The following is a 12,617-nucleotide window of genomic DNA, read 5'->3' on the forward strand; positions in this document are numbered from 1 at the left end:
TTCGGCCGGGGGTACCCCCAGCGCCCCCTACGGGGCGCTCCAGTGGAACAGGGTCATGGCCACGCTCGTCGCCAGGTTGTAGCTGCTGACCTGGGGGCGCATCGGCAGGCGCAGCAAGTGGTCGGCTCGCGCGCGTAGGTCGGCCGAGAGGCCCGTCCGCTCGGAGCCGAAGGCGAGGATCGCGTCGTCGGGGAGTTTCGTCGCCCTGATGTCCTCGCCCTCGGGGTCCAGGGCGAACACGGGCCCCGGCGGCAGCTCGGGCACCGGCATCCGCTCCACCGCCGTGGCGAAGTGGAGTCCCGCGCCGCCGCGGACGACCGTCGGGTGCCAGGGGTCGAGGGGGCCGGTCGTGATCACGCCGGTCACGCCGAAGCCCGCCGCGAGGCGGATCACCGCGCCCGCGTTGCCCAGGTTGCGCGGCTCGTCGAGGACGACGATCGGGGCGGTGCGCGGGACGCGGGCCAGCTCGCGCAGGTTGGCCTCGCGGGACGGCCGTACGGCCAGGGCGGCCACGGCCGTGGGGTGCGGGCGCGGGACGAGGGACGCGTACGTCTGCGCGGGCACCTCCGTCAGCAGGGCGGCCAGCGCCTCCCGTACGTCCGGCGCCAGTTCCCCGGCCAGGGCCAGCGCCGCCGCCCGGTCCGCCGTGACCGCCACCGGCACCGTTGCGCCGAAGCGCAGCGCGTGCTTGAGGGCGTGGAAGCCGTCCAGGAGCACGGCGGAGCCGGCCAGCCGCGCCCAGTGGTCCAGGGGGTCGGTCATGCCCCGAAGCCTACGCGGGGCTGTTCGTCGGGCTCCGGCGAGCGTTGCGCGGGCAGCTTCGGGGCCGTCCGGCGGAAAATCCCGTCACGCGCGCGTGCCGCCCAGCCGCCGACCCGGTGCAGGAAGGGTGTCGGCAGGAAGACGGAGTCCGCCGCGATCATGGCCAGCGAGAAGAAGGGCAGCCCGAGGACGACCGCGATCACCGCGTGCTCGGTCATCATCACGGCCAGCAGCACGTTCTTGACCCGCCGGTTGAACAGCGTGAACGGGAAGGCGACCTGCACGACGACCGTCCCGTAGGTCACCAGCATCACCATCGTGCCGCTGGCGGACAGCAGGTCGGCGAGGGCCGGCCAGGGCGAGAAGTAGTCCAGGTGGAGCGGGTAGTAGACGGCGGTGCCGTCCTGCCAGCGGGAGCCCTGGATCTTGTACCAGCCGGCGGTGGCGTAGATCAGGCAGGCCTCGGCCATGATCACGAACAGGGCACCGTTGTGCAGGATGTTCGCGACGACGTCGAGCAGGATCCTGGGCTCGGACGTGCGCGCCCGACGGCCGGCCGCCCACCACAGGGCGCTGCCCGCCCAGGTCGCCCACAACACGGCCGGGACCAGCCAGCCGCCGCCGGTGCGGCCGGTGAGGGCCGCCACGAGCAGGACGAGACCGGACACCGCCCACAGGACGAGGCCCGCCAGGTCGGGAGCCACGCGTTCGCCACGCGCGCGTGCGGCGTTCGCGCGGGCCGCCCGGCGCGCGTCCAGGGACCACACCTGCCCGCAGCGCGTGAACACCAGGTAGAAGGACATCAGGTGCAGCACGTTGTCGCCGCCGTCGCCCACGAAGACGCTGCGGTTCTGCAGGGACAGCACGCCGATCATGAAGAACACGGCGGTGGCCCGGGTCCGCCAGCCCACCAGCAGCAGGGCGCTGGAGACGACGGCGAGGAAGTAGAAGACCTCGAAGAAGGCCGGGCTGTCGGAGGCCATCAGTGCCGTGAAGGCGTGGTTGTCGGCGGTCAGCTGCTGGGCGAGGTCGAAGCTCCAGGTGGCGTGCGGGCCGTACAGCTCCTGGCGGTGCGGGTACTCGCGCAGCAGGAACAGCAGCCAGGTGGCGGCGAAGCCGATGCGGATGACGGCCGTCTGGTACGGGCCGAGCGCCGCCTCGGTGACCCGGGCGATGGCACGGGACAGGCACAGGGCGAGACGGTTCACCGGACACCGCCGTTCGCTTCGTCCTGCGTGACCGTCCACCAGGGCAGCACCCGGTAGACGGGCGTGTCGGAGACCTTCTCGCCGCTCCAGTCCGGCGGGTTCACGTTGGTGGTGGCGGAGCGGACCTGCACGCGCTCGATGGTGCCCTTCTCGCTCGTGGCGTCCCCCTTGTACATGCGCATCACGACGATCCGCCGCAGGTACTGCTCGGACAGGGAGCCGCGCAGGCCGATCGGGCGGTTGTCGGTGCCGTGCGTGGAGGTGAAGAAGTCCCAGGCCCGGCGGAGCTCGTTCTGCACGGTGTGACTGGGCACCAGGCTGCCGTCGATGGCCCTGCCGTCCTGTGCGGACAGGTCGTTCCAGCCGGTGGTGGTCGTGGTGCCGTCCGGCATCAGCACCTCGGCGCGCACCTGCACGGCGATGTTCTGCTGCAGCGGGTTCGGCGCGAAGAGCTTCCAGTTCTGTTCGAACTCCGGGTACACCCAGTCCTCGATCGCCTTGCCGTGCTGCTTGGTCACCGTGTTCGCCGGCGCCAGGCTCAGGAACACCATCCCGAGGTGCACGCAGGCCGTGACCGCGATCAGGGCGAGGGCGAGGGCCGCACCGACCTGGTAGCGCGGGGACAGGGCGGCGACGCCGGTACGAGGGAGGGCGGGGCTCTGCGCCGTCGGGGCCGGCGGGCCGGGCGGCGGCTGCTCCGGGGGAGCCGGACGGTCCGGACCGTCCGGTGGGGCGGGTTCAGGTTCCGCACGCGTCCCGCTCGGGGCGTCCGGCCCGTGCCGGGCGTCCACGCCCTCGTCGTACGCGTCGTCCATGCCGCCCCGTTCCCCGATTCCGCCGCGTCGTCCGGGCGGACACCGATCGGGCGCCGCACGGTGTGCCGCTGCCCGGCACTCGCACGGAACGGTACTCAGCACCGGCCACCGGGCGCAGCCCCGGGGACCAGGCCGACGGCGTGGCCATCACCACTCCGGGCACAACCGTCGGCCCTTCCGATCCGCGGCACCCGCGCCCGCCGCCCGGGATCACCCCAGGTCATGTGGCGTCCGAGCGCACCTGCCGACCACGTTTCCGCAGGTTTTCCACAGGTGACGGCGGAGGTTTTCCACAGGGGTTGATCGTCGGCGCGGGCACCGCGACCATGGGATTGGCCGGAACCGAACGATCGGACGGGGCTCCGGCCGGCCCTGCCCCGGGGTCAGGCGTTCGCGGCCCGGGCGCGGAGCATGCGGCGGACGGCGTCCGCGCGTTCCAGAAGGGTGTTGCGGACGACGGGGGCCGCTTCACCGGCCACCTGACGTGCCTTCTCGAGGTACGCGGCATCGACGGCGTACGGCGGGAAGAGGTGGGAGGCGTAGGTCATCGCCGGGATCATGCCGCCCTGGTTCAGTTCGGGGACCGCGGCCAGGTAGCGCTCGGCGTAGGGGGCGAGCAGGGCGTCCTGGCCGGGGCGCCAGAAGGCGGCGGCCACCGCGGAGACCGCGGCGACGGGCACCTCGCGGTCCACGACCAGCCGCCGCCAGACCTCGGCCTTCGCGGCCGGGTCGGGGAGGGCGGCCCGGACGGTGAGGGCGCGGACCCAGGCGTCGGGGTCGGCGTCGCGTCCGAGCAGGACAGTGGACTCGGCGGTGACGTCGCCGCCGAGTTCGGCCTCGCGGACGAGGGCACGCCAGCGCAGGTCGACGTCGTCGCCGGCCTGCTCGCGGAGCCAGGCCAGGTCCTCGGCGCCGGTCGCGGTGCGGGCGAGGCCGCGCAGGGCGACCTGGCGGCGGCCGGGGTAGGCGGCGAGTCGCCGGCAGGTCGCGGCCACGGCCTCGGCCAGCGCCGGGCGTTCGGCGGGCGGGGCCCAGAGCTCGGCGATGTTGATGACGAGCGTGAGGTAGGGCTCGATCACGGCGTCGGACGTCTCGGCCGCGAGAACCGCGGTGAGGCAGTGGCCGGCCTCGGCCGCCGTGGCCTCACCGGCCGTGAGCATGTCCCAGACGGTGGCGGCGGCCACGCCCCGCGCGATGGCGGTGGGCAGCTCTGCCGCCGCGCGGAAGAGGGTGTCCCGGGTGGTGGGGTCCGGGCGGGTGGTGGCGAAGGTGAGGTCGTCGTCGTTGACCAGAAGGAGGTCGGACGTGGTGGGAAGGCCGGTGACCGGGGTGCGGGCCTCGGTGACCTCGACGCGGACCAGCGCGGTGCGTTCCAGGGCGTCGCCCGCGCGGTCGTACGCGCCGACCGCGAGGACCTGGGGGCGCGGGCTGCCGTCGGCGACCAGGGTGACGGTGTCGCCGTCGTGCTCCAGGGTGAAGCGGTCGGTGCCGGCGCTCTCCAGCCAGGCCTTGCGCCAGCCGGTCAGGTCGCGGCCACTGGCCTCGGCGAGGGCGTCGATCAGGTCCTGGAGGGTGGTGGTGCCCCAGGCGTGCCGGGCGAAGTAGGCGGCCATGCCGGTGCGGAAGCGGTCCTCGCCGACGTAGGTCATCAGCTGGAGGAGGACGGAGGCGCCCTTGGGGTAGGTGATGTTGTCGAAGATCGACGCGGCTTGGGCGACGTCGTGGATGGGCTGGTGGATCGGGTGCGAGACCGGGCCCTGGTCGGAGAGGTACGCCCGGACCTTGCCACCGAGGAGGTGGCCGGCCCAGGCGTCGGTGTAGCGGGTGGCGCCCTCGGCGGCCCAGTGGCAGGCGAACTCGGCGAAGGCCTCGTTCAGCCAGAGGTCGTCCCACCAGCGCATGGTGACGATGTTGCCGAACCACATGTGCGCCATCTCGTGCAGCAGCACCACCGCGAGCAGCTCGCGCTCGGCGGGCGTCGGCTCGGCGCGCCGCAGGAAGGCGTCCGACCAGGTCACGCAGCCGTAGTTCTCCATCGCGCCGCCGAACTCGGGCATGAAGACCTGGTCGTACCTGCGCTGCGGGAAGGGCATCGCGAAGGCCTCGGCGTAGAAGGCGAGGCCCTGCCGGGTGAGGGTGAAGATTTCGTCGGCGTCGCGTTCCAGGACCTCGGCGAGCGAGCGGCGCGCGTAGATGCCGAGGTCGTGGCCGTCGGCCTCGCGGCGGATCCCGTGGAAGGGGCCGGCGTTGACGACGGTGTTGTACACGGACAGCGGCGGGGTGTCCGGGAAGCTCCAGCGGCGGGCCGCGCCCTGCTCCTCGATCCGCGGGTCGCCGGAGTTGCTGAGGACGGTCCAGGCGGCCGGGGCCGTGACGGTGAAGGCGTGCGGGGCCTTGAGGTCGGGCTGGTCGAAGCAGGCCCAGACGAACCGGGCCTCGTCGGGTTCGAAGCTCGTCCACACGTACACCTCGCCGTCGGCGGGGTCGACGGCCTTGTGCACGCCCTCGCCGGCGAGGGTGTCGGCCTGGACGCTCTCGACGCGCAGCACGTTGTGCGCGGCCAGGCCGGGCAGCGGGATCCGGCCGTCGCCGGAGGGGGTGAGGGGGGTGCCGTTCAGGGTGGCGGCACGGACCTCGGCCGCGCAGTCGACGAACGTCTCCGCGCCCGGCTCGGAGCAGCTGAAGGTGACCGTGGAGACGGAGCGGAGCTCTGGTCCGTCGGCGAGTGCGGTGAGGTCGATGTCCACGTCGTACCGCTCGACCGTGATCAGTGCGGCCCTGCGCTCGGCCTCGGTACGGGTCAGGCTGCGGATCCCCATGTGTCCTCCCTCGTGTGTCCGTCCCCCATCGGCGGACAGCGGCCGTCAGCCTACGACGGGCGGAGCCGGTGATCGCATTGGTTTTGGGTTCCCTTCTTCTAGAACCTGTTCTATCTTGACGGACCGTCAGATCAGCGGATACCCGCCGGGAGGACAGGACCGTGGACTTCACCTTCACCGAGGAGCAGTTGGCGGCGGCCGAGGCGGCGCGCGGGGTGTTCGCCGGGGTGGCGCCGGACGCCGTGCCGAGCCCGGCGCTGACCACCGGTGCCGTGGCCGAGTGCTTCGACCGGGAACTGTGGGACAGGCTGGCCGGCGCGGATCTGCTGAGTCTGCTGCTGGGCGAGGAGTACGGCGGCGCCGGTCTGGACGCCATCGCACTGTGCCTGGCGCTGCGGGAGTCGGCGAAGGTACTGGCGAGGGTGCCGCTGCTGGAGCACAGCGCGGCCCTGGCGGCCCTGCAGCGGTACGGGACGCCGGAGGTGCGGGACCGGCTGGCGGCGCGGGCCGGGCGGGGCGAGCTGGTGCTGACCGTCGCCGCGAGCGGACGCACCGGGCACGACCCCGCCGAGCTGGCGGTGACCGCGCGGCGGGACGGTGACGGGTGGGTGCTGGACGGGGTGCAGACGGCGGTGCCGTGGGCGTACGACGCCGGTCTCGTCCTCGTACCGGCGCGCACCGAGGCGGACCGGAGCGTGCTGGCGCTGGTGGCACCGGGTGGCGAGGGAGACGCGTCCGGCGTCGCGGCCGGGGCCACTGCCGGGGTCACGGTCGCCGAGCAGGTGTCGACCAGCGGGGAGCGGCTCGGGGAGCTGCGGCTGGCGTCGGCGCGGGTCGCGGGGCGCGACGTGGTGACGGCGGAGGGCGCCTGGGAGTGGCTGCGGGAGCTGCTGGTGACCGGGACGTGTGCGCTGGCGCTCGGCCTGGGTGAGCGGGTGCTGCGGATGACCGGCGAGTACGCCGGGAAGCGGGAGCAGTTCGGACATCCCATCGCCACGTTCCAGGCGGTGGCCGTGCAGGCCGCCGACCGGTACATCGACCTGCGGGCCATGGAGGCGACGCTGTGGCAGGCCGCGTGGCGGATCGCGTCGGGTGCGGCCGGGGCGCTGCCGGCGGCCGGGGACGTGGCGGTGGCGAAGATCTGGGCGGCCGAGGGGGTGCGGCGGGTGGTGCAGACCGCGCAGCACCTGCACGGGGGGTTCGGGGCCGACACCGAGTACGTGCTGCACCGGTATCACGCGTGGGCGAAGCAGGTCGAGCTGGCGCTCGGGGGAGCCGGGGTTCATGAGGAGGCGTTGGGGGAACTGCTGGCCACGCATCCGCTGGGGTAGGGGATGCGGAGCAGGCGATGAGGAGCAGGGCGCACTCGGTCGTGGGTGGTCTGCGGGTCGGTGGGGGCTGGTCGCGCAGTTCCCCGCGCCCCTGACGGGGCGCTTCAGGACCGGCGAGACCGGCGCTACCAGGGTTGCCGTCAGACGACGAAGCCCGGTTCTCCCCCGTCCGTGACGACCTCGCGGCCCGCTGCCTGCCAGACCTGCATGCCGCCGTCGACGTTCACGGCGTCGATGCCCTGCTGGACCAGGTACATGGTGACCTGGGCCGAACGGCCGCCGGAGCGGCAGATGACGTGGACGCGGGCGTCCTGGGGTGCCGCCTCGGTGAGTTCGCCGTAGCGGGCCACGAACTCGCTGATCGGGATGTGCAGGGCGCCGGCGGCGTGGCCCGCCTGCCACTCGTCGTCCTCGCGGACGTCCAGCAGGAAGTCGCCGTCCTTGAGGTCCGCGACCTCGACCGTGGGCACACGCGCTGCGAAGTTCATGTCCCCGACGCTACCCGACCGGAGCGGAGGGCTACTCCTGGGTCAGCAGGGCCGCCAGTTCCGCCTCGCGCTCGGTCACGTCCTTGCGGAGCCGCTCGGCGATCTCGTCTAGGAGGGCGTCCGGGTCGTCGGGGGCGAGCCGGAGCAGGCCGGCGATGGGACCGTTCTCCAGCTCCTTGGCGACCAGGCCGAGCAGTTCCTTGCGCTCGGAGAGCCATTCCAGGCGGGCGTACAGCTCCTCGGCCCGGCTCGGCCTGCGCTCCGGCGGGACCGGGCCGGCCGCCCACTCCTCGGCCAGCTCGCGCAGCAGGGCCTCGTCGCCGCGGGCGTAGGCCGCGTTGACCCGGCTGAGGAACTCCTCGCGCCGCTGCTGCTCGGCCTCGTCCTGCACCAGGTCGGGGTGGGCCTTGCGGGCCAGCTCGCGGTAGAGCCGGCGGGCCTCCTCGCTGGGGCGGACCCGCTGCGGCGGCCGGACCTCCTGCTCGGTGAGCATCGCGACGGCCTCCGGGAACAGGCCGTCGCCGTCCATCCAGCCGTTCAGCAGCTCCTCGACGCCGGGGATGGGCAGGACCCGGGCCCGGGCCTCCTCGGCGGCACGGATGTCCTCGGGGTCGCCGGTGCGGGCGGCCTTGGCCTCGGCGATGCGCGCGTCCAGCTCCTCGATGCGGAAGTAGAGGGGGCCGAGTTTCTGTTCGTGCAGGCGGGAGAAATTCTCCACCTCGACACGGAAGGTCTCGACCGCGATCTCGTACTCGATCAACGCCTGCTCGGCGGCCCGAACGGCCTGCTCCAGCCGTTCCTCGGGCCGCGGTGCCTGGGACTGCTCAGCTTCCGGGGTCGTCACCCGACCAGCCTAGGGCCTGTCGTCGTCATCGGTGGCCGGGACCCACTCGGCGACCAGATCGGTGCAGGCCACGACGAGGGTGCCGGGACGGCAGGCCAGCTCGTGGGTGCAGCCGCCGGGGTGCGGCAGGATCTCGTCGAGGATCACCTCGCCGAGCGAGGTGAGGTCGCAGGCGCCCAGGATGTCCGTCTGGAAGCGGGAGACGCCCGTGTAGCGGACGATCAGGTCCTCGTCGTGCTTGTGGCAGTCGTGGCCGAAGCGGATCTCGATGTCGGCGGGGGCCGTGCGGCGCATGTCCAGCGGGCGCAGGTCCTTCACACAGCGTCGGCCGCCGAACTCGTAGTGGCGCGGATCGGTGGCGAAGGCGCGGGCGCCGGGCGGCAGGCCGACGGCGAGTTCCGGCAGCCGCGCCAGGTAGGGGCCGGGGTCGATGCAGACCGCGGCCGTCCCCTCGTCCGTCGCGTCCTCGGCTATTTCGACGTACTTCACATCAGCACCTCTCGGGACACCGGAGGCCGGAAGCCGGAGAGCACACGGATTACCTGGAGCACGCGGGTCACCCGGATCACCTGGATCACCCGGGTCACACCCCGAGCTCCGCCGCTATCCGTCCCGCCCGCACCGCGGTGACCAGTTCCTCGTGGTCCGCTTCCGTGCGGTCGGCGTAGGTCACCGCGAACGCGGCGATCGCCTCGTCCAGTTCCTCGCTCTTGCCGCAGTACCCGGCGATCAGGCGCGGGTCGGCACTGTGCGAGTGGGCGCGGGCCAGCAGGGCACCGGTCATCCGGCCGTAGTCGTCGATCTGGTCGGGTGACAGCGCGGCCGGGTCGACGCTGCCCTTGCGGTTGCGGAACTGGCGGACCTGGAAGGGACGCCCCTCCACCGTGGTCCAGCCGAGCAGGATGTCGCTGACCACCTGCATCCGCTTCTGGCCGAGGACCACCCGGCGGCCCTCGTGGTCGACGGCCGGTGTCTCGAAGCCGGCCGTGGCGAGATGGGGGACGAGCGCGGACGGGCGGGCCTCCTTGACCTGGAGGATCAGCGGCTCGCCGCGGTGGTCGAGGAGGAGGACGACGTAGGAACGGGTGCCGACGCTGCCGGTGCCGACGATGCGGAAGGCGACGTCGTGCGGGGTGTGCCGGGCGAGCAGCGGGTGGCGGTCCTCGGAGAGCGTGGTCACGTAGTGCTCCAGGGCGGCGGTGACCGCCTCCGCCTCCGCGTCCGGGACCCGGCGCAGCACCGGCACGGCGTCCACGAAGCGGCGACCGCCGTCCTCGGTGGGCTCGGTGGAGCGGGCCGCGAACCGGCCGCTGGTGTTGGCGCGGGCCTTCTCCGAGACCCGGCGCAGGGTGCCGACCATGTCGTGGGCGTCGGAGTGGGAGACCAGCTCCTCGTCCGCGATCGCGTTCCACGCGTCCAGGACCGGGAGCTTGGCCAGCAGGCGCATGGTGCGGCGGTAGGCGCCGGCCGCGTCGCCCGCCGCCTTGCGGCACATGTCCTCGTCGGCGCCCGCCTCCCGGCCGGCCAGCACCAGGGAGGCCGCGAGCCGCTTGAGGTCCCACTCCCAGGGGCCGAGCACCGTCTCGTCGAAGTCGTTCAGGTCGATGACGAGGTCGCCGCGCGGGTCGCCGTACAGGCCGAAGTTGGCCGCGTGGGCGTCGCCGCAGATCTGGGTGGCGATCCTGGTCATCGGGGTGCGGGCCAGGTCGTGCGCCATCAGGCCGGCCGAGCCGCGCAGGAACGCGAACGGGCTCGCCGCCATCCTGCCGACCCTTATCGGGATCAGCTCCGGGATGCGGTCGCGGTTGGACTCCTCGACCGCGCGGACCGCGTCGGGACGGGAGCCGTCCAGGTCCAGGGCGTCATGGCCGCGGCGCGGCACCGCCGAACGCAGCGCCTTGCCCTCCTCCTTGGGCGAGCCCTGCGAAGGCCACTGCGCAAAACCCCTGGGCGCGGGCAGCTTGCGCCCGCCGGCCGCCGTCGGCTCTTCCACTCCGGTCACGTCGACCGCCTCCCCCGTACTCCCCGCACGCACACGCACGAACATCAACTCGTGGAGACGGTACAGGTGGGGGCCGAAAGCCGTCAGACCCTGTGGATAACTTCGGGGTTGTTCGCGCAGTTCCCCGCGCCCCCAGGAAAGCGGGTCCACTGGTCCCACCCGAAAAGGGGCGCGGGGAACTGCGCGACCAGCTCCCACGCATCCGCGGCCGAAAACGCCACGGAGGACCCCGAAAAAGGAGAACCCCGAAAAGGAGGACTCCGAAAAGGGGGTCACGCCCTCAAATACGCCAGCACGGCCAGCACCCGTCGATGCGAGTCCTCCGTCGGCGGCAGGTCCAGCTTCGCCAGGATCCCCCCGATGTGCTTCCCGACCGCCGCCTCCGAGACCACCAGTTCCCTCGCGATCGCCCCGTTCGACTTCCCCTCCGCGACCAGCGCCAGCACCTCCCGCTCGCGCGGCGACAGCCGCCCCAGCGGATCCCGGCGCCGGCGCAGCAGTTGCCGTACCACCTCGGGGTCGACCACCGTCCCCCCGCCGGCCACCTCCCCCAACGCCGCGACGAACTCCGCCACCTGCCCCACCCGGTCCTTGAGCAGGTACCCGACGCCCGAGCCGTCCCCGGAGTCGAGGAGTTCGGCGACGTAACTGCGCTGCACGTACTGGCTGAGGACCAGGATCGGCAACGCCGGCCGGGCCGCGCGCAGCCGCACCGCCGCGTGCAGCCCCTCGTCGTGGAAGCCCGGCGGCATCCGCACGTCCGTCACGACGACGTCGGGCGCGTGCTCCTCGACCGCCGCGAGCAGCGCCTCGGCGTCCCCCACCGCGGCGACCACCTCGTGACCGAACCGGGCCAGCAGCCCCGCGATCCCCTCCCGCAGCAGCACGCCGTCCTCGGCCAGGACTACGCGCAGAGGTCGATCGGCTCGCACGGCAACTCCACACGCAGCAGGGTCGGTCCGCCCGGCGGGCTGGACAGGGAGAGTCTGCCATCGAGGACGGACACTCGGTCCGCGAGTCCGGTGAGACCGCTGCCCGCCCCGGCGTCCGCGCCGCCCCGGCCGTCGTCGCGCACCTCCAGGTGCAGCCGGCCGTCCCGGTGCCCGCCGGTCACCTCGGCGCGGCCCGCGCCGCTGTGCCGGTCGACGTTGGCGAGCGCCTCGCGCACCACGAAGTACGCCGCCGCCTCGACCGGTTCCGGCAGCCGCACGGGCAACCGGAAACCGACGTCCACAGGAACGGCCGTTCGATCCGCCGCGTCCGTCACCGCCGCCTCCAGGCCATGGTCGGCCAGCACCTTCGGATGGATCCCGTGCACGGTCTCCCGCAGCTCGGCGAGCGCGTCGCCCGCCTCCCGCTGGGCCTTGGCGAGCTGGTCGGCGAGCGGTCCGGGCGGGGCGTCCAGCCGGGCCAGGCCCAGGGTCACCGACAGGGCGACCAGCCGCTGCTGGGCACCGTCGTGCAGATCGCGCTCGATGCGCCGCCGTTCCGCCTCGAAGGCGTCCACCAACCGCGCACGGGACCGCGCCAGTTCGACCACCCTGTCCCCCAACTCGGCCTCGCGCGGCGCGATCAGCAGCCGGGTCAGTCCCGCCCGCGCACCGGCCGCCACGCCCAGCGCATAGCCGCCGAGAGCCAGCAGCGCCACCCCGGCCAGCGCCATGCCGAAGGCGGCCGGCCAGCCGGTGACCGTCCACACCTTCAGCACCTTCGTCTCCCGGCCGCCGCCGGCCGTGGCGAGCAGCAGCGGGGCGGCGGCCATCGACAGCGGGCAGAGCAGCGCCAGCGTCACGGCGAGCGCGTCCACCGGCCACAACAGGCCCGCGAACAGCAGCGCGTGGCCGAGTTCGCGCCAGGTCGCCCGCTCCCGCAGCCGGGTCGCGAGCCACGCCCGCAGTCCCGGGGCGGACGGCCGGACATGGGGGTCGTACACCCGCTCCCGGTCGACCAGCCGCAACCGGCGCCGCTCGAACCAGGCCACCGGAAGGCCCGCGAGCGCCGTGAGGAACAGCAGCGGCAGCCCGACGAGTACGACGGCGAGCACCCCGCCGACCACGGCCGCGGTCACCAGCCCCACCAGGAGTACGGCCCCGCTCACCGCTCCGGTCAGCAGGTAACCGGCGGCCCGCAGGGGCCAGGAGGAGAGCAGGAAGCCGGGCCCGGCCATGGCCTGCCAGACGCTGCGGGGACGGGGCTGCATGCGGTCACGGTAGGCGGCGGTCGGGGGACGCGGCCATCCGTCCAGCCGCCGTAACGGGGGTATGCCTGGCCCTACCCCGGGTCTCGGTCCTGCCGCAGTGCGCCGCCCCGCCCCCGGACGGTTTCGTGGCCGTACCGCCGCCGTCGAA

Annotated in this window: 11 protein-coding genes; 1 reads left to right on the forward strand and 10 read right to left on the reverse strand. The window is 73.5% G+C overall.

What is annotated here, in order from left to right:
- Window positions 1-27 precede the first annotated feature (27 nt).
- The 4 genes from AB0D74_RS04690 to pepN all read right to left on the reverse strand — a co-directional run bounded on the left by AB0D74_RS04690 (window position 28) and on the right by pepN (window position 5,604).
- A complete protein-coding gene (locus AB0D74_RS04690) occupies window positions 28-762 on the reverse strand; it encodes a TrmH family RNA methyltransferase (RefSeq protein ID WP_362580561.1) in 735 nt (244 codons plus the stop codon).
- Window positions 759-1,970 carry an HTTM domain-containing protein gene (locus AB0D74_RS04695; RefSeq protein WP_362580562.1) on the reverse strand — a complete coding sequence of 404 codons (1,212 nt, stop codon included), beginning with the start codon at window positions 1,968-1,970 and terminating at the stop codon, window positions 759-761. The genes AB0D74_RS04690 and AB0D74_RS04695 overlap by 4 nt, the downstream gene beginning before the upstream one ends.
- Window positions 1,967-2,785, reverse strand: a complete 819-nt coding sequence (locus AB0D74_RS04700; protein WP_362580564.1) for a DUF5819 family protein — start codon at window positions 2,783-2,785, stop codon at window positions 1,967-1,969. The genes AB0D74_RS04695 and AB0D74_RS04700 overlap by 4 nt, the downstream gene beginning before the upstream one ends.
- Before the next feature lie 383 nt (window positions 2,786-3,168).
- Complete coding sequence (pepN, locus tag AB0D74_RS04705) at window positions 3,169-5,604, reverse strand: aminopeptidase N (RefSeq protein ID WP_362580566.1); 2,436 nt, start codon at window positions 5,602-5,604, stop codon at window positions 3,169-3,171.
- Between the two features lie 161 nt (window positions 5,605-5,765).
- On the opposite strand from pepN, the gene AB0D74_RS04710 reads away from it, so the two are divergent.
- Window positions 5,766-6,935, forward strand: coding sequence for an acyl-CoA dehydrogenase family protein (locus AB0D74_RS04710; RefSeq protein ID WP_362580568.1), 1,170 nt, complete (start codon window positions 5,766-5,768; stop codon window positions 6,933-6,935).
- A gap of 140 nt (window positions 6,936-7,075) precedes the next feature.
- Here AB0D74_RS04710 and AB0D74_RS04715 read toward each other — a convergent pair whose 3' ends face one another.
- From AB0D74_RS04715 to AB0D74_RS04740, 6 genes are all read right to left on the reverse strand, one after another.
- Window positions 7,076-7,405 carry a rhodanese-like domain-containing protein gene (locus AB0D74_RS04715; RefSeq protein ID WP_351486505.1) on the reverse strand — a complete coding sequence of 110 codons (330 nt, stop codon included), beginning with the start codon at window positions 7,403-7,405 and terminating at the stop codon, window positions 7,076-7,078.
- 49 nt (window positions 7,406-7,454) lie between these two features.
- The gene (locus AB0D74_RS04720) at window positions 7,455-8,267 is read right to left on the reverse strand and encodes a hypothetical protein (protein WP_362580570.1); all 813 of its coding nucleotides are present in this window, start codon (window positions 8,265-8,267) and stop codon (window positions 7,455-7,457) included.
- Between the two features lie 9 nt (window positions 8,268-8,276).
- Window positions 8,277-8,756, reverse strand: a complete 480-nt coding sequence (locus AB0D74_RS04725; RefSeq protein ID WP_362580572.1) for a hypothetical protein — start codon at window positions 8,754-8,756, stop codon at window positions 8,277-8,279.
- A 94-nt stretch (window positions 8,757-8,850) separates the two neighbouring features.
- The gene (locus AB0D74_RS04730; protein ID WP_362580574.1) at window positions 8,851-10,314 is read right to left on the reverse strand and encodes a DUF2252 domain-containing protein; all 1,464 of its coding nucleotides are present in this window, start codon (window positions 10,312-10,314) and stop codon (window positions 8,851-8,853) included.
- 227 nt (window positions 10,315-10,541) lie between these two features.
- Entirely contained in the window at window positions 10,542-11,201 is a 660-nt protein-coding gene (locus AB0D74_RS04735; protein ID WP_362580576.1) for a response regulator transcription factor, read from the reverse strand.
- Entirely contained in the window at window positions 11,174-12,436 is a 1,263-nt protein-coding gene (locus AB0D74_RS04740; protein ID WP_362580997.1) for a sensor domain-containing protein, read from the reverse strand. The genes AB0D74_RS04735 and AB0D74_RS04740 overlap by 28 nt, the downstream gene beginning before the upstream one ends.
- Between the last annotated feature and the right edge of the window lie 181 nt (window positions 12,437-12,617).

Origin of the sequence: Streptomyces sp. NPDC048278, from assembly GCF_040652195.1 — a bacterium.
Classification (GTDB): domain Bacteria; phylum Actinomycetota; class Actinomycetes; order Streptomycetales; family Streptomycetaceae; genus Streptomyces.